The organism is Asticcacaulis sp. (assembly GCF_047605585.1).
GTDB lineage: Bacteria > Pseudomonadota > Alphaproteobacteria > Caulobacterales > Caulobacteraceae > Asticcacaulis.
Map to the genome: position 1 here is coordinate 390,943 of NZ_JASGFK010000003.1, position 19,803 is coordinate 410,745.

At 59.3% G+C, this 19,803-nt stretch carries 18 protein-coding genes; 10 read left to right on the plus strand and 8 right to left on the minus strand.

Going from position 1 to position 19,803, the window contains the following annotated elements; all coding sequences use genetic code 11:
* Window positions 1-3: 3 nt before the first annotated feature.
* Both QM647_RS11030 and QM647_RS11035 read right to left on the minus strand, forming a co-directional pair.
* On the minus strand, window positions 4-1,809 hold the full coding sequence (locus QM647_RS11030) for a long-chain-acyl-CoA synthetase (RefSeq protein WP_414995564.1): 1,806 nt from the start codon (window positions 1,807-1,809) through the stop codon (window positions 4-6).
* A gap of 158 nt (window positions 1,810-1,967) precedes the next feature.
* Window positions 1,968-3,167, minus strand: coding sequence for a ricin-type beta-trefoil lectin domain protein (locus QM647_RS11035; protein WP_414995565.1), 1,200 nt, complete (start codon window positions 3,165-3,167; stop codon window positions 1,968-1,970).
* 157 nt (window positions 3,168-3,324) lie between these two features.
* On the opposite strand from QM647_RS11035, the gene QM647_RS11040 reads away from it, so the two are divergent.
* On the plus strand, window positions 3,325-3,771 hold the full coding sequence (locus tag QM647_RS11040; protein WP_414995566.1) for a glycine zipper 2TM domain-containing protein: 447 nt from the start codon (window positions 3,325-3,327) through the stop codon (window positions 3,769-3,771).
* Between the two features lie 171 nt (window positions 3,772-3,942).
* Here QM647_RS11040 and QM647_RS11045 read toward each other — a convergent pair whose 3' ends face one another.
* The gene (locus QM647_RS11045) at window positions 3,943-4,473 is read right to left on the minus strand and encodes a hypothetical protein (RefSeq protein ID WP_414995567.1); all 531 of its coding nucleotides are present in this window, start codon (window positions 4,471-4,473) and stop codon (window positions 3,943-3,945) included.
* 327 nt (window positions 4,474-4,800) lie between these two features.
* Here QM647_RS11045 and QM647_RS11050 point away from each other — a divergent pair, with 327 nt between their 5' ends.
* The 5 genes from QM647_RS11050 to QM647_RS11070 all read left to right on the plus strand — a co-directional run bounded on the left by QM647_RS11050 (window position 4,801) and on the right by QM647_RS11070 (window position 11,585).
* On the plus strand, window positions 4,801-6,483 hold the full coding sequence (locus QM647_RS11050; RefSeq protein ID WP_414995568.1) for an AIPR family protein: 1,683 nt from the start codon (window positions 4,801-4,803) through the stop codon (window positions 6,481-6,483).
* Between the two features lie 30 nt (window positions 6,484-6,513).
* Entirely contained in the window at window positions 6,514-7,446 is a 933-nt protein-coding gene (locus QM647_RS11055) for a hypothetical protein (RefSeq protein ID WP_414995569.1), read from the plus strand.
* Between the two features lie 209 nt (window positions 7,447-7,655).
* A complete protein-coding gene (gene gatB / locus QM647_RS11060; RefSeq protein WP_414995570.1) occupies window positions 7,656-9,173 on the plus strand; it encodes an Asp-tRNA(Asn)/Glu-tRNA(Gln) amidotransferase subunit GatB in 1,518 nt (505 codons plus the stop codon).
* Window positions 9,174-9,331: 158 nt separating this feature from the next.
* The gene (locus tag QM647_RS11065) at window positions 9,332-10,258 is read left to right on the plus strand and encodes an ABC transporter ATP-binding protein (RefSeq protein ID WP_414995571.1); all 927 of its coding nucleotides are present in this window, start codon (window positions 9,332-9,334) and stop codon (window positions 10,256-10,258) included.
* A complete protein-coding gene (locus QM647_RS11070) occupies window positions 10,251-11,585 on the plus strand; it encodes an ABC transporter permease (RefSeq protein WP_414995572.1) in 1,335 nt (444 codons plus the stop codon). The genes QM647_RS11065 and QM647_RS11070 overlap by 8 nt, the downstream gene beginning before the upstream one ends.
* 74 nt (window positions 11,586-11,659) lie before the next feature.
* On the opposite strand, the gene QM647_RS11075 is transcribed toward QM647_RS11070, so the two are convergent.
* From QM647_RS11075 to QM647_RS11090, 4 genes are all read right to left on the minus strand, one after another.
* Window positions 11,660-11,902 (minus strand): hypothetical protein, encoded by a 243-nt coding sequence (locus tag QM647_RS11075; RefSeq protein WP_414995573.1) that lies wholly within the window; start codon window positions 11,900-11,902, stop codon window positions 11,660-11,662.
* Window positions 11,903-12,174: 272 nt separating this feature from the next.
* A complete protein-coding gene (locus QM647_RS11080; protein WP_414995574.1) occupies window positions 12,175-12,579 on the minus strand; it encodes a hypothetical protein in 405 nt (134 codons plus the stop codon).
* A gap of 24 nt (window positions 12,580-12,603) precedes the next feature.
* Window positions 12,604-13,158: a hypothetical protein gene (locus QM647_RS11085; protein ID WP_414995575.1), complete on the minus strand. Its 555-nt coding sequence runs from the start codon at window positions 13,156-13,158 to the stop codon at window positions 12,604-12,606.
* Between the two features lie 212 nt (window positions 13,159-13,370).
* Window positions 13,371-14,288 (minus strand): RcnB family protein, encoded by a 918-nt coding sequence (locus QM647_RS11090; RefSeq protein WP_414995576.1) that lies wholly within the window; start codon window positions 14,286-14,288, stop codon window positions 13,371-13,373.
* 496 nt (window positions 14,289-14,784) lie between these two features.
* Here QM647_RS11090 and QM647_RS11095 point away from each other — a divergent pair, with 496 nt between their 5' ends.
* Window positions 14,785-15,075 carry a sel1 repeat family protein gene (locus tag QM647_RS11095; protein ID WP_414995577.1) on the plus strand — a complete coding sequence of 97 codons (291 nt, stop codon included), beginning with the start codon at window positions 14,785-14,787 and terminating at the stop codon, window positions 15,073-15,075.
* A gap of 206 nt (window positions 15,076-15,281) precedes the next feature.
* On the opposite strand, the gene QM647_RS11100 is transcribed toward QM647_RS11095, so the two are convergent.
* Window positions 15,282-16,013 (minus strand): polysaccharide biosynthesis/export family protein, encoded by a 732-nt coding sequence (locus QM647_RS11100; protein ID WP_414995578.1) that lies wholly within the window; start codon window positions 16,011-16,013, stop codon window positions 15,282-15,284.
* A 163-nt stretch (window positions 16,014-16,176) separates the two neighbouring features.
* Between QM647_RS11100 and QM647_RS11105 the strand changes: the two genes are divergently transcribed.
* The 3 genes from QM647_RS11105 to QM647_RS11115 are packed head-to-tail and all read left to right on the plus strand — an operon-like array spanning window position 16,177 to window position 19,760.
* On the plus strand, window positions 16,177-17,739 hold the full coding sequence (locus tag QM647_RS11105) for a GumC family protein (RefSeq protein WP_414995579.1): 1,563 nt from the start codon (window positions 16,177-16,179) through the stop codon (window positions 17,737-17,739).
* 21 nt (window positions 17,740-17,760) lie between these two features.
* Window positions 17,761-18,474 carry a transcriptional regulator gene (locus QM647_RS11110; protein WP_414995580.1) on the plus strand — a complete coding sequence of 238 codons (714 nt, stop codon included), beginning with the start codon at window positions 17,761-17,763 and terminating at the stop codon, window positions 18,472-18,474.
* Complete coding sequence (locus tag QM647_RS11115; RefSeq protein WP_414995581.1) at window positions 18,471-19,760, plus strand: O-antigen ligase family protein; 1,290 nt, start codon at window positions 18,471-18,473, stop codon at window positions 19,758-19,760. Before QM647_RS11110 ends, QM647_RS11115 begins: the two co-directional genes overlap by 4 nt.
* Window positions 19,761-19,803: the final 43 nt, after the last annotated feature.

A 19,803-nucleotide genomic window follows, 5' to 3' on the forward strand; every position in this document is an offset into this window, starting at 1 on the left:
GGCTTATAACCGCAGCTTGCCCGATTCGATATCGCTGATCAGGTTCGCCGTCAGGGGCACATAGTCATCGCCATGACAGACAAAGATCGGATCGGTGGTCCTGGTGATGTCGTAGCCGACCTTGATCAGGTCCATCTTCTTGTATTTGAAAGTGCCGGTGGTTTCGGCGTCGTGCAGCATCCGCACAAAACGCGGCCGCGCCCAGACCGGCAGCTTGGAATCGACGAAATTCTTGAAGATTTTCAGATCAAAGCCCTCGCGCTGGATGATCGACACCATGCCGGCCTTGCCGTCATGATTGGGCACCGGCACGCCATAGACGATGGCCTCCTCGACGCCGGGCGCCGCGGCGGAATATTCCGCCACCTCCGAGGTCGAGACGTTTTCGCCCTTCCAGCGGAAGGTATCGCCGATGCGGTCGACAAAATAGAGATAGCCGGCCTTATCCTGACGCATCAGGTCGCCGGTGCGGAACCACTGGTCGCCTTTTTTGAAAACATCGGTCAGGATCTTCTTCTGGCTGGCGGCCTTGTCGGCGTAGCCGGAATAGGCGTGACGGGCGTCGCCGGCGATCTGGCCGATGGCCTCGCCGATCTCGCCGGGTTTGCATTCATAGCACAGGCCGTTGGGCTGACGATCGGGCATCTCGCTCTCGACATCGAAGCGCACCAGGCGGACATTGAAGCTCTTCTTGAGTATTTTCGGCACGCGGGCGATGGCGCCGGAATGGCCGTCGAGATTGAACAGCGACACATTGCCTTCGGTCGAGCCATAGAACTCCATGACTTCCCGGATGCGGAAGCGCGCCTTGAAATTATCCCACACCTCCGGCCGCATGCCGTTACCGAAGGCCATGCGCACCTTATGCTTGGTCTCGTCTTCCGGATTGGGCGCCGGCGGCGAATTGACCAGATAGCGGCACAGTTCGCCGATATAGGCGATATGGGTGATGCCCTCGTAGCGGACATCGTGCCAGAACTGGCTGGCGGAAAACTTGCGCTTCAGCACCACGCCGGCGCCATTAAGCAGGGCGGCGCCGACCGCGCACAGCCCGCCGGTGGCGTGATAGAGCGGCAGGACGCAATAGACCTTCTCGGTCGGCTTCATCTCGGTCAGGCCGGCGAAGGCGCGCATGTAGAGTTCGGCGCGGGCATTGGAGATCTTCGCCGCCTTGGGCAGGCCGGTGGTGCCGGATGTGTAGATATAGAGCGCGATATCGTGGGCAGTGAGGTGGCTGCGGAAGCTGCGGTCCGGGCGGACGGAGGAGACACCCTTCAGGGCGGCATCGAGGCTGCGGCAGTTCTCGGTCTCGTCATCACGCGACAGGTCGAGCACCCACAGGGCCTGATGGCGCTCGATCTGGTCCTGTACCTCCTGGAAGCAGGGACGGGTGGTCTGATCGACAATGGTCAGGCTGGCCACCGAGATATTGATGCAGTGGGCGAGGCCGGAACCGGTCAGGGAGTTGTTGATCAGGGCGGTGATGACGCCGATCTTGTTCAGGCCCAGCCAGATGGCCAAATATTCCAGCCGGTTGGGCAGGAAGAGGGCGACCGTATCGCCGGGCTTGAGGCCGCGCTGACGGCCCCAGTGGGCATAGCGGTTGGCCAGTGTATCGAGCTGCTGGTAGGTGAGGGTTTTATCCTCGAACTTGATGGCCAGGTTGTTGGGGAACTTCGCCACCACCTCTTCGAATTCATCGCAGACCAGTGTGTGTGATTCCGGCTTCACCGGCTTGACCCACTTCAGGATTCGCAGCAGGCGCTTGAGGAATACGGTGTCACGCTTGATGTTGGCGACAAAACCCATGCGTTATGCTCCCGGTACATTTCGGCCTTCGCCGTTTACTATCTCCTTAACCTATCGCTGAATCGTTACCGGTAAAGCGCAAATTCGTGTCAGGCGATATTTTATCTGACGCAGACGTAGCGGAAAGCCGCACCGTGGCGGCTTTCCGCAGGAGCATGTTACTGGTTGATCTGGCCGGCTGTATCGCCGGAGAAAAAGCCCCAGTTGGCAGGCAGAAGCGAGGCGTTGGCGCCCTTCACGCCATTGCCGGCCAGGCCGCCGAAGCGCGACAATTGCACGCCCGCGCCGCCAACAATGATGGTTTCGTTCTGGCCACCGGTGATTTTACCGTCCTCGGCCGACAGGGACTTGCCTCCGGAAGCGGTCAGATTGGCAGTCGACCAGCCTGCCTGTGTCGAGACGGTGGTGATGGCGCCGTCCGCCTTCACCGCATCGGCGATACCGGCGGCGGGGGCGTAGGTGCCGGCAGCGACGGCGACCGCCGGATACCATTTCTGGTTATCTGTGCCGGTGCAGGCCCAGGCGATGACCGAGGTATGGACGCGTACATCGAAGCGTAGGATATCGGCGCAAAGGTCAGCGCGGTTGCGAAGGGAGCCATCCTCCGTAAAGGCCCAGTCCTGTTCCGGCTTGCCGGCACAAGGCTTCAGGGCTAAAGGCTCGCCCCGCATCACCGCGGTCAGGCATAAATCGCCCTGGACGATCGCGCCGCTGTTGCCCACCTTGAAATGGAACGACTGGTTTGGCTTGCGATCGCAGTTGTCGTATTCCAGCTCGGACTTGGAACCGGTGATGGCAAAGCAGCGACCTGAAACGAAATAGCTGGCGATCACCGGCTGGCCGCTGGTGACCGGAGCGGCGGCTTTCGGGGCGGCTGCCGCAGCGGCCATCTGGCTGGCGGAGCGTCTCATATTGACGGCAAAGAACTTCTGGTTGTCGGTGGCGTTGCAGTCCCAGGCGATGACGGGGGTGCCGGGGTCCTTGCGGAAATTCAGGATATCGGCGCACAGGCCGGAATCGGTTTTCAGCGTACCGTCCGCTTCATAGCTCCATTTTTGCTCTGGCACATCGGCGCAGGGCTTGAGCGCCAGAGGCTGGCCCTTTTCCACGGCGGCGAGACACTGGTTGTCACCCTGATAGATTAGGCCGGTCTGGTCATCCATGCGCAAGCCCTGCTCTGGCTGGGCGCTGCACTTGTTGACAACGAAGGTGCCGTCAGTTGCGCGGCTTTCCAGGCAGGCGCCAGCCACAAATTTTGAACCGATGGATAACTGGCCAGTTGGGGGATTTGTCTGGGCAAGCGCAGAGGTGGAGAGGCAGGTGGTGGCGATGGCCAGCCAGCCGATCAGGCGTTTCATGGAAGTCTCCCGGTTTTTGAATTGTCTGTTTAATGGTATTTTGTCAGACAAAACGACGCTTGTAAACCGGGATTTCGTTACTCATGCGTCACGCAAATACCATAATGTTTCCCGATATCTCGCGCCAAGTAGCCATTTTGCGCATGGAGTTTCCACAATGACACGCTTCACATCCCTCAAGGTTTTTGCCCTCGCCGCCGGGGCTCTTTCGCTGATCGCCGGGGCCACAGCCCCCCTGGCCGCCTCGGCGCAAGGCCGTTATGACGGCTATTGCTACGTCAAGAAGTCCGACCTGGCTGGCAAGGACGCCGCCATCGGCGCCGTGGCGGGCGGCATCGCCGGCAACCTGCTCGGCAAGAAGGGCGACAAGACCAAGTCGACCGTGGTCGGCGCAGCGGTCGGCGGTGCGGCCGGTTATGTCATCGGCAAGAACTCGAAAGAAAAGGTGCGCTGCCGTGGCGCCAACTACTACGTCTTCACCAAAGGTGAGTATGAGCCCGCGCCGAAAGCCGATCACAAGGTGGTCTATTTCGAGGACCGCCCGGCCGGCATGAACTACTACTATATCTCGAAGGGCAAGGTGCTGCGTTATCGCGGCCACTAAAGCAGGGGCAGGGTCGCGGACCCTGCACCCATAAGATATATGTGCCTTTGGCCCCTTTCGCAGATCGCGGAAGGGGCTTTCTATTTTCTCCTCCCTTGCGAGCCTCTAGGTGAAGCGGGGGAGGTGGCGCGGCGAAGTTCGTGACGGAAGGGGCTTCTCGCTGACGGGGCATTACGGCGGGTCGGTGCCGGCGTTTTCCTTATCTTCCGCAATGGCGGCGAGATACTTGGCGAAAATTTCGTTGGCGCGTCGTTCGAGATCGAGCGCGGTGCGGGCCGCTTCCGACACCGGTTCCGGCTCAAGCGCTTCGGCCGCGTCTTCCGGCAGTTCATCGACGCCGTCATCATCGAAACGGTAGACGAACGGGGCGTTGTCTTCGGCCTCGGCTGTCGCCTCCGGCATCGCTTTCATCGGATTTGACATGACCGACGCAGTGGCAGGGCAGGTGACAGGCGCGCAAACGCTCCGGCCGATCGGATGGGTAATGGGCTGCTGTTGCAGGGGCGTGACCCGGCTGTAAATCTGGATCAGCATCCGGTCACAGGCCGTGACGGCGCGCAGGGTGCGTTCGCCATCAAGCGCGGTCTTGGGCATGGGCAGGGCTTCGACGGCCTCAAGCACGCGGTCGGCAAAGGCCCGCAGCCGCATCCGCCGCTGTTCAAGCGGCGAAAGGTCGGCGGTGGTGTCGTCAGAACTGTCCATCAGGAAATGATGGGGGCGTTTTTAGGGGAGGGGATAAATTGCCGCTATTGGCCCAAAGCGGTCAACAGTCATTATTCGATTGAGGTCGGAAGCGGAACTAGGCTTCGAGCGTCAAACATAAGTTTGCGCTGCTACAATAATCTCCCACCAGAACGCTGACTCCACCTTCAACTAGAAAGGTAATCGCAACCGATTTCTTTCGTGAGAACTGATTAATTGACCACGAGCGGAAAATGCAATTACCGATTGCGAAGCAACGTTAGCCGTCTAATATAGTTGAATGATTCCATATATCTCGTTGGTAAACGAGGGAAGGCACCAGATAGAATGTCCAGTCTCCGTGTTCGTCAAATGCAAAATCGGATTCGTAGCTTGTTCGAAAGCGATTTGGATTTGCATGGTATTGGAGCGACCGATCCAGAGAGGGATTTAAAGATTCTAACTCGGTGTCTAGCGGCTTTCGCAATTTACAGTGCAACCGGCTGTTCGGAGGCCGAGGCTTCGTCCGCCGTCTGGGATGGTGGTGACGACAATTGCGTCGATGGAGCGTTCTACGATCCCTCGGAGAAGCAGGTTGTAATTGTTCAATCAAAATGGATTCAATCGGGCACGGGCGAACCGTCAGCCACAGACATTTCATCTTTTGCTGGTGGCATCAAAGACTTAATCGAGGGCGATCTAGACGCGTTCGGAGATCGGCTGAAGCCGAGAGTCGAGACAATCTCGAATGCATTAATGCAGCCTGGAACTACGATCAGGATAATTTTGGCTTCGACCGGTGCAAGTGTCATTGCTCCACATGGGACCAGAAACATCACTCGACTTTTGAACGAACTGAACGAAGGCGAGGACGACGGTATTGCCACTTTCGAAGTGATAGGGATGAACGAGGTTTTTGCGGGGCTTTCGAGCGAAGGAACCGTCGGGAAAATTAATCTGTCCGCGACTCTCCTGGATTGGTCTCGGGTAAATCATCCGCATAGCGCCTATTTCGGTATTATCGATGGGGCACAATTAAAAGCATGGTGGGGGGCTCACGGGAAGCGCTTGGTCGCAAAAAATATTAGGCATGCACTTGGCGATACCGACGTGAATCTGCAAATTCGCGCGACTGCCACCAGTGAGCCAGAGCATTTTTGGTATTTCAACAATGGCATCACGCTGATAGCTGAAGATGCGACACGGGCTCCTGCCGCCGCAGCATCGCATTTATCAGGCAATTTCGAACTAAAGGGGGCCTCTATCGTCAATGGTGCTCAAACCGTGAGCACATTAGCCCGGGTAGACGATGAAGCCCTCGGTAAAGTGAAGGTATCAATCAGAATTGTGATCTTGAAAGATGCTCCCGAAAAATTCGGCGCCGATGTTACCCGTACTAACAACCTACAGAATAGGGTTGAGGGGCGCGATTTCGTTTCTGATGATCCTGTGCAGGCGAAGATTAAATCTGAGATGGCGATGGAAGGGGTCGACTACCAATTTCATCGTAGCGGTGACTTCATTTCGTCGCCAACCTCCTGTGATCTTATCGAAGTTACAACAGCGTTAGCCTGCGCGTCATCCGACACGTCCCTTTCGGTTGCAGCTAAGACGGGGATCGGTCGATTTTTCAATGATTTAGCCAAAGCTCCATATAAGTCGGTTTTCAACCCCAACACGACCGGGGCTAGGGCGTTTAATGCCATTAGAGTTATGCGAGCTATCGATGAATGGATTGCTGACACTAAGGGTAATACGATTAAGAAAAGCGGGTACAGTTGGGGAGTGCTAATTCATGGCAATCGAGCCATCGCCGCATCGGTCTTCAAAAAATTGGGTAACGGTATGATCGATCGATCGATCAACGATTTCGATCACTTGTATAAAGATAAAGTGATTGCCGCATGTAACGAAGTGTACCCAAAAATTGTACATGTTTTGGAAGAAAAGTTTCCCAGCAAGGCATTAGCAGTTTTGTTCAAGGGGCCGAACAACTGCAAAATAATTTATGATGATGTTTCGTCAACATAATTGCCATTACTCGGCGGAAGGGGATTCGACTTGTCAGACCATCCTCAGGGATTGCAGGGACGTTCATATCCATACCACGTTAACACTACTGCGGATCACTGGTGGCCAAAGGGGCTGCAGCGCCTTTGGGGAGACCAGGAGGAGTATGTTTCATGTATTAGCCCCGCTGGCGATATCGACCGGAGGAGGCCTTCTAAGAATGGCTCCAAAAAAGGCTACGCACAGAAACGCGGCGGCCACAAAATAACCTTTGGAACCAGCCCGTGGAATCACACCTTTGAACCTGAGTTCGATGAAGTCGACAATAGCGGGCCACCGATATTAAAGCTCATTGCTGCGAAACTGCTTGGCGAAGATAGGGAGTTGTTGGGAATCCCATTCGATCCAGAGATAGCAGATCAAATTGTGATGCTTTGCTTCTCTCTATTGATCCGTAGCCCGGCATTTCGTTGCCATTATTCGCATGTCGGCGAAGCCTTTGGCCTCGGATCTGACGAAGAAACGGGGAAGGCGAATATTTCACATTTCTGGCGGCACGCGAAAGACATCGACCTAAAAAAATGTAACTCAGGTAAATTGCTCCTTCTACATTCAAGTGAATCGGAGTTTTGCTTTGGAGATGGCCTATACGACACGATATTTACACGTCCATTGGTATGGCGAGGCCGAGGAGTTCAGTGTGTGGCTGACCTGATGGGGGATGCATTTGTGCCGTTACTTCCAGATCTTTGCGCATATCTATACTTCGAGCGTGGTGGCCTTGGCATCACCACTCACGTGCTTCAAGTGAGCGCAAAGGCTGTTGCTCAGGTAAATGAGCTCACGCAAATTTATTCAAAGGAGCGACTGTTTTTTCGGAAATCGCCGCCCACGCTTAGTGCAGAGTATAAGCGAAATGAATACCGTAGGGTTGAGCAAAGCCCCGCGTCTATTACTGCGGAGCTTCGGGCTCTGTACCGATGACGACAAAGGTGCAGTGAACAACTCCGAGATTGCCGGAGGCTCTAACTTGGCAGTAGATTGTTTGGGACCGCCGCAATGTCTGCTTACAGGCCGCCTATCGGCTCGACCTCGCGATGTCCGCTCTGGGGTGCTAACAGGACGTTTTTGTTTTTCATTCTGTATGCGAATTACCCCTTTATGCCATCAGTATCACCCGCTATATCCACCCTATGACAAACACCGCTTCTCCTCTCGATTCCGGCCGTGTGGCCGATCCTTCAAAGCTGATCATGGGCCGCACAGGGCCATGGGAAATCGTTATGGGCCTCGAAGTCCATGCGCAGGTGGCTTCTAATACCAAGCTGTTTTCCGGCGCCAAGGTCGGCTTCGGCGCGGGCCCCAACGAGCAGGTCTCGCTGGTTGACGCCGCCATGCCCGGCATGTTGCCCGTGCTGAACAAGTATTGCGTGGAGCAGGCGGTGAAGACCGGTCTGGGCCTCAAGGCGCAGATCAACCGTTTCTCGCGCTTCGACCGCAAGAATTACTTCTATCCTGACCTGCCGCAGGGCTATCAGATTTCGCAGCTCTTCCACCCGATCGTGGGCGAGGGCGAGGTGCTGGTCGAGCTGGATGGCCCAGGTAAAGAGGGAACACCGCCGATCACCGTGCGCATCGAGCGGCTGCACCTGGAGCAGGACGCCGGCAAGTCGATCCACGATCTCGACCCCAATGCGACCTATGTCGACCTGAACCGTGCCGGCACCGCGCTGATGGAGATTGTCTCCAAGCCGGACCTGCGCTCTTCGGACGAAGCGGTGGCCTATTTCAAGAAACTGCGCACCATCCTGGTCTATCTCGGCACCTGCGACGGCGACATGGAAAAGGGCAATATGCGCGCCGACTGCAACGTCTCGGTGCGCCGTCCGGGCGAGAAGTTCGGCACGCGCTGCGAGATCAAGAACGTCAACTCGTTCCGCTTCATGCAGCAGGCCATCGAGTACGAGGCGCGCCGTCAGATCGAGATTCTGGAAGACGGCGGCGTGATCGAGCAGGAGACACGCCTGTTCGACGCCGTGAAGGTCGAGACGCGCTCGATGCGGTCCAAGGAAGAGGCGCACGATTACCGCTATTTCCCCGATCCGGACCTGTTGCCGGTGGAACTGGAAGAGGCGTGGATCGAAAGCATCCGCCAGCATCTGGTGGAGCTGCCGGACGACAAGAAGGCGCGTTTCATCAGCCAGTACGGGCTTTCGCCTTACGATGCGCAGGTGCTGATCAGCGATCAGGCGCGGGCGGACTATTATGAATCCGCCGCAAAAGGCCGTGACGCCAAGCTGGTGGCCAACTGGGTGACCAACGAGTTGCTGGCGCGCCTGGCCAAGGACGGTCAGGAAATCGTCGACTCGCCGCTGCCGCCCGCCCATATCGCCGGTCTGGTGGAGCTGATCGAGACCAATGTGATTTCCTCCAAGATCGCCAAGACGGTCTTCGAGCACATGTGGGAAGGCAAGGGCGCTATTACGCCGGCCGAGATCGTGGAGAAGCACGGCCTCAAGCAGGTGACCGACACCGGCGCCATCGAGAAGGCGGTGGACGAAATCATCGCCGCCAATCCGGACAAGGCCGCCGAGGTCGCCGCCAAGCCGCAGGCGCTGGGCTGGTTTGTCGGGCAGGTGATGAAGGCCACCGGCGGCAAGGCCAATCCGGCGGCGGTCAATGAGCTGCTGAAGGCCAAGCTGGGGCTGTAAGAGGCCCCCTCCGCCCGCTGAGCGGGCACCTCCCCCGCTGCGCAGGGGAGGAGTGAAGGATTAGCCCTCGGTCATGAGATCGGGGGCTTTTTAATTTCCGCTTATCTGGTGCAATTGGCGGGCGAGTGGGTATAGTGCGGTAAAGCAGGAGGGGACATATGGCGGATATCGCACTGAGCCTTGAAGGCGTTTCCAAGCGTTACGGCGATTTCGAAGCCGTGCACGACCTCAGTTTCGAGGTGAAGCGCGGGACGATCTGCGGGTTCCTGGGGCCAAATGGCGCAGGCAAAACCACCAGCGTGCGCATGATGCTGGGGCTTTCCGAGCCGAGCGCCGGGCAGGTGGCGGTGCTGGGGCAGGCACCGGGCAAGGCGCTGGAGCGCATCGGCTTCATGCCGGAGGAGCGCGGGCTTTACCGCAAGATGACGGCGATCGATGTCATCGTCTTCCTGGCCGGGCTCAAGGGCGTGAAGGCTTCGGTGGCGCGGCAGAGGGGCAAGGCCATGCTGGAGGCACAGGGGCTGGGCGCTTTTGCAAACAAGCAGATACGCTCACTTTCTAAAGGTATGTCTCAGAAGGTACAGCTTATTTCCTGTCTGGTACATGAGCCGGAACTGGTGATCCTCGATGAGCCGTTTTCCGGGCTCGATCCGGTCAACCAGCAGGGGCTGGAAGCGGTGATCCGCGAACTGGCGAAGCGCGGGGCGACGGTGCTTTTCTCCACCCATGTGATGCAGCACGCCGAGCGCTTGTGCGAGCAGGTGGTTCTGCTGACCCGAGGGCGCAAGGTGTTCGAGGGCTCGTTGAAAGAGGCGCGGGCCGCGGCGCCCCGACATCTCGATCTGGAAGGGAATTTGAGCGAGGCTGATCTGATGGGGCTGCCGGGGATCGCCTCGGTGAGCGATATGGGCGAGGCGGGCGAGGGGGCGCACCTGTGGCAGTGCCGGTTGCAGGCCGGTCATACGGCGCATGAGGCGCTGAAGGCGGCCTTCCTGCGCGGGCTGGACGTGCGACGCTTCGAGGCCAAGGAACCCAGCCTGCACGAGGCCTTTATCGTTCTGACCGGGGGAAGCAGCGATGTATAAGACCCTTCTGATTGCCCGGCGCGAATATCTCGCCTTTGTGCGCACGGTCGGCTTCTGGCTGTCGCTGTTCACCCTGCCGCTGATCATCGGCGGCAGCATCTTCATTCCGCTGATGATGCGCCATTCCGAGCCGGTGGAAACCGTAGCGGTGCTCGACCTGACGGGCGACCATATCGAAGGGGCGGTGGTCGAGGCCATCCGTGCCCATGCGCCGGAAGCGGGGCCCAATGGCCTGCTGAAGGGCGGTGGGCTGCAGCCGGTGGCCCTGCCGGCCGGACTGACGCCGGATATGACAGCCGTGGCGGCCGAAGCGAAGATTCCGGCCCTGCTGGCCTCCGGAGCGGTGGGGTCGATCATCGTGGCGACCGACAGCGAGAACAGGCTGCATTTCCGCATCTGGTCGGTCAACGGGCACAAGGGGCGCGTCGAGGACGAGATTGGTCGGGAACTGAACGGGCTGCAATATTATAAGCTGGCCGGGATGCATGGCATCGATCAGGGGCTGGCGCGGGAACTGCGCGAGTCAAAGGCGGATATTGTCAGCCTCACGCCCGCCAGCGCGGCCGCGCCCAAGACCGACGGTGTGATTTCAGGCGTGCGCGAAAATGGCGGCAAGGTTTTGGGCATCATCATCGCTTACCTGACCTGGATCGCCATCTTCTCCTCCTCCATGATCCTGCTCGGTTCGGTGATCGAGGAGAAGGCGTCCAAGGTGCTGGAGGTGCTGCTGGCCTCAGCCTCGGCCGAAAGCCTGCTGGTCGGCAAGGTGCTGGGCGTGGTCATGGTCATGCTGACCGTGTGGGGGATCTGGGGGCTGACGGCCTTCGGACTGGCCTCCTATGGCTTCAGCGTCATGCCGCCGGATACGGTGCGAGAGGTCTCGGCAGCGCTGTCCGGCGTCTTCAGCCTGGGCCATATCGCCCTGCTGCTGACCTATTTCACCGGCGGCTACCTGATGTTCGGCGTGTTCTTCGCCGCCATCGGAGCCTTCTGCGAGACCCAGAAGGACGCCCAGGCGATCATCGGGCCGATGACCATGATCATGATGATCCCGATGATCACCATGCAGGTGGCCTTTACCTCGCCGGACCTGCCGATGCTGAAATACATGTCGTGGTTTCCGCTGTTCACGCCCTTCCTGATGCCGCTGCGGCTGTCGCAGAGCCTGCCGTGGTACGAGATCGCGGGCACGCTGGCCGGTATGGGGATCGTGGCGCTGATCATGATCAGCGTCGGGCGTCGGGCCTTCAAGGCCGGGGCCCTTACCGGCGGTAAGCTGAGCTGGGGCATGCTGCTGCAGATCGCTACCCGCAAGCCTGCGAGCTGAGACCGCATGAAAACCCCCGGCGCACAGGCACCGGGGGTGTTTGCTTGATTGTTGTCTGGCTTGAGAGGCGCAGCTTACTGGCTGGAAGACGAGCTGGAGGATTCCGAGCTGGTCGTGACCGTGCCATCGGCGGCTACCGAGGTCGAGGTCGATTCCGAAGCGGACGCGGTGGTCGAGGCATCGGCCGATGTACTGGTGGACGCGGTGGTCGATGAGCTGTCGGTCGCCGGAGTTTCTTGAGCGATCGAGATCAGCGGGGCGGCGCCAAGGGCAGCGATGAAACCGGCGGCGGCAATAATACGGGCAGAAGATTTCATTGGATATTACTTTCTCTCTGTAACTTGTCTTTTAATTGAGATGCAATGCAAGTATTCGTGCATTACGGTTATATCGAATATTATCGCTATGGCGTAATGTGTTCGACGGTTGTGAAATTTCTGCATCAATGCGGCGCAAATTTGTCGCTTGTAAGGTTTATCATCCAGGGTTGTGCCTTATTTGCTGCTTTTTACGGCTTCCTTATATTGTGTTGGTCGATGCCCCATCCGCTGCTTATAAAGAAAAAGCGCCCGACTGGCGGGCGCCTGATCTATTGAACGGATGATGTGTCCGGTTGCGGCGAGTCGCTGACGGGCGGTGGCTGCAACTGGCCCGCATCGGCCGGAACTGTGGTGTCGGGCGGCGGTGCGTAGGATGGCGCCGGCGTCGGATCATTGCCCAGGGCCAGGGCCTTGGCCAGTTCCTGCTTGTTGAGGTCGTTGCTGCTGGCGGGGTTCAGCGGGTCGTTGGCATGGTCACCGGCCGCAAGGGCGCGCTGATGCTCGCGCTGCAGTTGGGCGGCGTGTTCGGCGGTGCCCGGCGTTGGCGGGGTGTCCTTTTCCTGTGTCGGTCCCGTGGGCGTGGGCACCACGGCGGCCTCCTGCGCATAGGCGGAGGCTGTGAGCAGGCCGCCGATCAGGACGGCCGCGGGTATAATCGTCTGGACGTATTTCATGATCATCACCTTTGGGATTGGGGGTCACTTTGTCTCGGCATCCGCCTTGGCACCGGCTTGGGCACCGGCCTCGGCGCTGATACTGGTGTCTGAAGCGGTGTTAACGGCGTCTGACGCTGTGTCCCGAACCTGGCCAGTGGCCGTTCGGGCATCGCTGCGGACAGCATTGACGGTCGATCCAACCGCATTGATCGCGGCGCCCGGATTGACGGTGGCATCGGCGGAGGCATTGCCGTTCACGCTGTCCTGGCTGGCGGAGGCCTGAGCGGAGCCGTGAACTTTGGCCGCCTCCTTGGCTTCGCTGACCGTGTCACTGGTCTGTTTATGCAGGGTGTTGGCGTCCTGGCGAACAGAATCCGCCGCGCCATCGACTGTGCTGGTAACGCCACCGAGATTGGTCTGGCCGCTTAGGCTGCCGCTGCCCTGGAGGCCGCCGCTCAGGCCGCCTGCAGCGCCGCCCAGGCTGCCGCCAGCGCTTCCGCCCCCACCCAGGATCTGGGCGCTGGCAACGACGGGTGTCAGGCTGAGGGTTGCAGCCAGGGCGGCAATGGCGGTGGTGTGGATGACTGATTTAAACATGGGTTCGCCTTTCCTGCGACAGTTATTGTGGCGGCAGTGTCGGGCGGGGGAGGGGCGTCAATGCGGCGGAAAAGTAAGGAGCGGATGCCCTGTTCCGGGCAGGAAAATATAAAAACGCCCTGTATTCACCGGTCTTTCGCTTCGGGCGCGAAAAAAGCCCCGGACCTTGCGGGCCGGGGCTTCGGGATCAGAAAGATAGCCTGTGCCGTAATTTAATAGACATCATAGAAGACGTCGAGAATCTCACCGCTTTGCAGGTCTACCAGGACGACATCGCGGCCGACGAAGAAATAGGCGCAATCATAGGGCGGGGTCGGCAGGCCGTAGGACAGATAGTCGTAGATACGGTAGTCGAAGAAGTAGTCGGGCAGGTATTCGCCCGCCATCCAGCGATGGCCGTACCATTGGTTCGGCACCCGGTAATAGCCGTAGCTTGGTGCGAAGTAATAGCCGAAGCGGATACCCGAATAGCCACGGAAGCGATTGTCACGGCGATAATCGAAGTGATGATCGCCACCACGCCCCGAATTCCAGTCGGGGCGGTTGCCGCCATTGTTCCAGTTTCCGTTATGGTTGCCGTTGTGGCCGTTGTTCCAGTTACCGTTATTGCCGCCATTCCAGCCGCCGTGGTTATTACCGTTATGGTCGTTGTCACGATCGCTGTCGTTATTGCCGCCCTGGTTTGGCTGGCCGCCGCCATTGCCATTCCAGTTCCCGCCGTTTCCGCCGTGATTTTGGCCACCATTATAGTTGCCATTGTCGGGTCGGTCCGGACGATTGCCATTGCCCTGATTATTGTTTTGGGGCTGACCGTTTTGAGGGCGGTCGTCACGATCGGGCGTATTTCTGTCAGGGCGCTGACGGTTCATGCCGCTGTTGGACACGGCGCCGCTGCCGCGCGCCTGGGGCGCGGGACGGGACGGCTGGGCGGCGCGGCTGGGGGCAGCCGGGCGGGCTTGCGGGGCGGGTTGGCTGCGCTGCGGCGGGCTGTCGTTATTATTGCCCTGCCGGTTGCTGCCACTGCGGCTGTCACGGTCACGGGCGTCGGCGAAGGTCGGAGCGAGGGTAACGCCCGACAACATCACCAGCGCCATGCCGGATACAGCCAGTTTGGCCAGTTTTCTGTTCATTTTCATCCTCACTTGTCTGTCAGATCGTCCCCAGGCAAACAGGAACATGCGGATCTGAGACGCGCGGCGATAAAAATTATCGCGTTGATGTCTTTATGACAGAGCCACCCTGAACTGAAGCTGAACGAATTTTGACAGCCATGAGGCGATCAAAAAGCGCCTCTGGCAAGAGCTCGAGCTTAAAAAGCGATTTATTTTGATCGATTTGCTGCAGGCGCACATTTTTAGTCTGAGTGACATCTGGCGCATTAACCTGACTTGTGTTTGATTTGATGAGTAAATGTGAAATAATTTACAGTCTTTTATTTAAAGTAATTGATATTTTATAGGATAATTATCCATTATTGACGAATATGTTAACATGAATTTTAATATTAATTCGTCATTTACACAAAAAATTCAGTGTAAATGATGCTGTTAACTTTAATTTTATCCACCGGTGGTGAACTCGTAACATCAGTTTTCAACGGAGACGCGCAAAAAGCGCGATATTAAAATGACGAACGCCAACGAAATCGAGTTCAATGCCATCCCGCTGCCGACCCCTGAAATGGGCGGTGACGAGCTCTTCAAGCTGGGCCTGATGTATTCCACGGGGCAGGGCGGTGCGCCGGTCGATCTGATCTCGGCCCACATGATGTTCAACCTGGCCTCCATGCGCGGCTCGATCGAAGCCCAGGTCTATCGCCGCGAACTGTCGCGCGAAATGGACCGCGAGGAAGTGGCCGAAGCCCAGAAGGCCGCTCGCCAGTGGCTCGACGCCGGCCGCATCGGCTACGCCGCTTAATCCCGATCAGGGATCGGGATTAAGCTTTTCTTGCGTTGTGCGCTCAAACGCCGCGCAGGTTTACGCGCCTATGCTCAAGAAGCGAAGCATTAGCACGCTTATGGCATGCGCGACGGGCGGTCGCCCTTGCCAAAATTCCTGGGTGGAATTTTGGAGGTCTGCCCGGATTTAGAACGTGAGCCGCGCTATATGCGCAAAATACCCGCTTAGCTGCCGAAGGTTCTGTAGGTAAAGTAATTCATGATGCCGCCGGGGATCAGGTTATTGACCCATTGCTCCATGAAGACGCCCGCTTCGGCGACATTGGTGCGCGGCACATAGACGATATCGAAGCGGCGCAGCGCCACCATCTGCCCGGCCTTGCCCTTGAGCGGGTCCTGCAGATCGACGATCCGGCGCATGGCCTCACCGTTACGGCCGCGGCGAATGATCATCACCTGATGTGTCTTGGCGCCATGGGTGAAGCCGCCAGCGGCAAAAGTGGCCTGAAGGGCGTCCATATCGCCCGACATATCGACCCAGCCCGGATTTTTGACCTCGCCGCCAACGAGCACGCGCATTGGCGCCGTCTCGCCCGGATAGACCGTGACATTGGGATCGCGCAGGGTGCCGGCATAGGCGCGCTCTATCTCTTCCTGCAACTGCGGCACGCTGCGATAGGCGGCCATGATCTGCCCGACCAGGGCCAGGGTGATGCGGCCATCGGGCCCGACCTGGGTCTGGCGGCTGAGTTCCGGCGCGCCCGGCACGCTGATTTCCAGCTTGTCGCCGGGATAGAGCAGGTAAAGCGGCTCCTCATTGCTCCAGTTGGCGAAGCCGATCAGCGGTGCCTCAGGCATCTTGTCCTTCGCGGTCGCGCGGCTTGCCAGGGTGTCAATGGCCATTCCGCCAAGGGTGACGCCCAGTCCGGCATTGAGGAAAAAACGGCGCGTAAGCATGAAAGGTTTCCGGGCGCGTAAAGCATGAAGAGATACTTAATGAATAAGGTGAAAAACGGTAAACATTCGTTAACGCCCGGTCGGTTAATTTGGAATCAAGGCGTGCGCCGTGTGCTCAACTGCCTGAAAGCTTTCTGAAATTTCTGGTTACGGACGAGACTCAATGCGCGCCGAGGATGTGTGGGACGAGGACGACGAGCGGGTGGTGCCGTTGCGCCGGCCGCAGGCGCGTAAAGCGTCCGCACACGATGCTTCGGGCAATGCCAAAGGCGGGCGGTCCGAAAGTCGCATCATGCAGCTTGGCATCGGCGATATCGTGTCGCTGCTGTTCCGCGAACTGTGGGTGATGATTCTGGTCTTCGGCGTAATCTTCGCGCTCGGCCTGGCGGCGGCCTTTTCCATGCCATCGACCTATACGGCCGGCGCCAGCCTGCTGATGCAGCTGGGCAAGAACTATGTCTATGAGCCCGTGGCCGGCGATGCGGCGCGCGGCGCCACGGCAACGATCGACCAGGTGGTGCAGTCGGAAGTCGAAATCCTCAACTCGACCGAGCTGAAGCGCAAGGTGATCGCCAAACTGGGCTATAAGGTGATTCTGCCGTCCGATCCGGCCTACTGGAACCCGCGCAACGACACCGAGCGCGAAGCGGCGGACGCTGCGGCGCTCAAGGTGCTGCAGAGCGGGTTTGAGGCGGCGACATCGCCGGCGAATAATGTCGTGCGCCTGACCTTCAAGCATGAGAACGCCCGCTCGGCCTCGCTGATCCTCAATACCCTGATCGACGAGTACCAGGTCTATCGCCAGGAGGTCTATACCGACCAGACTGGCCCTCTGCTGCAGAAGCAGAAGGATGCCTTCGACCGCCGTTTGGCAGATGCCGACCAGCAGTACCAGGCCTTCCTGGCGCAGAACGGCGTGGCCGATTACGATTCGACCAAGGCGACCTATGCCAAGATCTACGACCAGGTGACCACCGATCTCTACGCTGCCCAGACGCAGTATGCCACCGATCAGGCCAAGCTGTCAGAGGTCAAGGCCAGCCTGGCACGCATGAACCCGGAAATGAGCATCGAGCGCGATCTCGATCTCTCTGTGCCCAGCAAGATATTCTCGCTGCAGCAGCAGCGCCAGGACCTGTTGTCGCGTTATCTGCCGACCGCCCAGCCGGTCAAGGACCTCGACGCCCAGATCGCTGCCCTGCAGGCCATGATGACCAGCGGGCAGGGGATCGGCGAGGCCTCGCACAAGATGGGCACCAATCCGCTTTACCAGACCCTGATGGGCCAGAAGCTCGATCTCGAAGCCGACATGGCCTCGGTCAGCGGCCGTATGCGACTGTTGCAGCAGCAGGCCGGACAGGTGATGGGCAAGATGCAGGGACTGGCCGGTCTGGAGGCCGAGTACAATACCCTGGCCACCGAACGCAGCGCCCTGCAGGACAGCATCAAGAGCTTCACCCAGCGCATTCAGGAAAATGAAGCCGCACAGGAAATGACCAAGGGCGCCGACGATACGGTGCGCGTGGTCGAAAAGGCTTCCATGCCTGACCGCCCGAAGAGCCTGAAGCGCATCATCCTGATCCTCAGCTTCCTGTTCGCCGGCTTCACCGCCCTGTGTGCCGGACTGTTGCGGGTCTATACACGCAAAGGCTTCGCCAATGCGCAGATGGCCGCCCGGACGCTGGATCTGCCGGTGCTGGCCCAGGCCAAAACGAAGGTGGCGTAATGGCTGAGCTGTGGGGCGTAAATGGTTGATCTGACCCGCGAAATGGCCGATCTGATGTCGGCGCTCGGCCGGCCGCAATCGAAAAAGGGGCGGGCGCTGATGTTCGTCTCGGCCTATGGCGGCGAGGGCGTCTCGACCGTTGCGCGCGAATATGCCCGCTGCGAGGCGGCCTTCGCCAAGAAGCCGATCTGGCTGGTCGATGCCGATCTGGCAGCCCAGGGCCAGATGCAGGCCCTCACCAACGATCCGGAACGCTTTGGCCAGCCGGGGGCGCTCAGCCTGGCGACGCCGGACGGTTCGGCCTTCTTCACCATCACGCCGGAGACTAATGCCCAGGGCGAGGCGGTGCGCGATGCCGATTATGTCGTGTCGCGGCCCTTTCTTGGCCGGCACCTGTGGGTGACGCGCTTTCGCCACAAGAACCTGGCGCGCGGCCAGCGGGCGCGCATCGCGCCGCAGACAACCTATTGGCAGGCCCTGCGCCAGCACGCCCAGACCATCATTGTCGATGTACCGGCGGCGGATCGTTCGGGGGCGGCGCTGCAACTGGCGCCGCTGATGGACGGCGTGATCCTGGTGGTCAGCGAGGGCGAGGGCGATATCCAGGCGCGCGTCGACCTGAAGAACGATATCGAGCAGGTCGGCGGGCGTTTCGTGGGCATGGTCTATAACAATGCCAGCCGGATCGTGGGGAACGCCACGCGGCGGCCGCTGGGACGGCTGGCGGGGCTTTGAGCCGCCTGACGGACACGCTTGCGGACTTTGAGGCCGGCATAAGAGAGGACTGGGGAGACGACTGGCTGTCGCTGGTTCTGGGGGCCTCGATCCTGTTCGTGTTTTCGCAGGCCTGGCTATGCCCGCTGTTTGGCTATGGCGAACAGTCGCCGGCGGCGGGGCTGATTGTCCGCAACTTCTATTATCCCTTCTACCTGATGAGCCTCGGGCTGGCGGCGATCTGCTGGCGGCAGATGTTCAGCGCTCTGTGGCGGACGCCACTGCTGCTTAGCCTGTGCGCCCTGTGCGGACTGTCTTTTATCTGGTCGATCGATCCCTCCGGCACCTTGCGCCGGTTCGTGGCTCTGGCGTTCACCGTTCTGGGCGGCTACGCGCTGGCGGCGCGCTTTTCCTGGGCGCGGCTGACCGAGGTGGTGGCGCTGGCCTTCGCCGTCATGATGCTGGGCTCGGCCTTACTGGCTCTCTGTATCCCGAAGATGGGGGTGATGCAGGAACTGTTTCCCGGCGCGTGGCGGGGCATGTGGCTGGAAAAGAACAATCTCGGTTCGTGCATGGCGATCGGCTTCGTAGGCGCGGCGGCGGCGGCGCTGCATAATCCGCGCCGACAGATGTTCTGGGGGATCATGGCGGCGGGCATGGTAGCCCTGACCCTGTTGTCGACCTCCAAGACATCGTTGGTCTGCCTGGTGCTCGGCATGGGCGGTATCGCCTTCATCTGGCTGGCGCGGCGCGGGCCGGTATTGGGCATCCTGCTGACCTGGCTGGCGGTGACCGTGCTGCTGGCCTTGTCCGGGCTGATCCTGTTCGCGCCGGATAAACTCTACCTGTTGCTCGGCAAAGACGCCACCCTGACCGGCCGAACCTTTATCTGGGACGGAATCTCGCGTGTGATGGAAGACCGGCCGAAGCTGGGTTACGGCTATGGTGTGGTATGGACCGACGAGGGGGATTATGCGCCGCTGGCCAAGATCACCGCTGTGGCCGGTTTCCGGGCGTTTCATGCCCATTCATGCTGGTTCGAGACCTGGCTGGGCCTGGGGTTTGTGGGGCTCGGTATCTGGGCGATGGTCTTCATCGAAACCTGGTTGAAATCGCTGTTTCGCATGCTGCGTGGCGATGGCGGTTATTTCGCCCTGCCGCTGCTCGGCATCTACAGCCTGTCTTCCCTGACGGAGAGCATTACCCTGAGCTGGAACGACCTGCGCTGGAGCCTGTTCGTCATGGTGTTGGTCAAGATGTCCCTGCCGCGCGACGAAGACGCGAAGGATTTCAGTTTTAGGCGTTGAGAATCTAGGCTGGAGATGGATGACGCCGCGCACGAGAGGGTGA

Coding starts and splice junctions, on each gene's coding strand:
- QM647_RS11030 (WP_414995564.1), bottom strand. CDS start 1,809: ATGGGTTTTGTCGCCAACATCAAGCGTGACACCGTATTCCTCAAGCGC.
- QM647_RS11035 (WP_414995565.1), bottom strand. CDS start 3,167: ATGAAACGCCTGATCGGCTGGCTGGCCATCGCCACCACCTGCCTCTCC.
- QM647_RS11040 (WP_414995566.1), top strand. CDS start 3,325: ATGACACGCTTCACATCCCTCAAGGTTTTTGCCCTCGCCGCCGGGGCT.
- QM647_RS11045 (WP_414995567.1), bottom strand. CDS start 4,473: ATGGACAGTTCTGACGACACCACCGCCGACCTTTCGCCGCTTGAACAG.
- QM647_RS11050 (WP_414995568.1), top strand. CDS start 4,801: ATGTCCAGTCTCCGTGTTCGTCAAATGCAAAATCGGATTCGTAGCTTG.
- gatB (WP_414995570.1), top strand. CDS start 7,656: ATGACAAACACCGCTTCTCCTCTCGATTCCGGCCGTGTGGCCGATCCT.
- QM647_RS11065 (WP_414995571.1), top strand. CDS start 9,332: ATGGCGGATATCGCACTGAGCCTTGAAGGCGTTTCCAAGCGTTACGGC.
- QM647_RS11070 (WP_414995572.1), top strand. CDS start 10,251: ATGTATAAGACCCTTCTGATTGCCCGGCGCGAATATCTCGCCTTTGTG.
- QM647_RS11075 (WP_414995573.1), bottom strand. CDS start 11,902: ATGAAATCTTCTGCCCGTATTATTGCCGCCGCCGGTTTCATCGCTGCC.
- QM647_RS11080 (WP_414995574.1), bottom strand. CDS start 12,579: ATGAAATACGTCCAGACGATTATACCCGCGGCCGTCCTGATCGGCGGC.
- QM647_RS11085 (WP_414995575.1), bottom strand. CDS start 13,158: ATGTTTAAATCAGTCATCCACACCACCGCCATTGCCGCCCTGGCTGCA.
- QM647_RS11090 (WP_414995576.1), bottom strand. CDS start 14,288: ATGAACAGAAAACTGGCCAAACTGGCTGTATCCGGCATGGCGCTGGTG.
- QM647_RS11095 (WP_414995577.1), top strand. CDS start 14,785: ATGACGAACGCCAACGAAATCGAGTTCAATGCCATCCCGCTGCCGACC.
- QM647_RS11100 (WP_414995578.1), bottom strand. CDS start 16,013: ATGCTTACGCGCCGTTTTTTCCTCAATGCCGGACTGGGCGTCACCCTT.
- QM647_RS11105 (WP_414995579.1), top strand. CDS start 16,177: ATGCGCGCCGAGGATGTGTGGGACGAGGACGACGAGCGGGTGGTGCCG.
- QM647_RS11110 (WP_414995580.1), top strand. CDS start 17,761: ATGGTTGATCTGACCCGCGAAATGGCCGATCTGATGTCGGCGCTCGGC.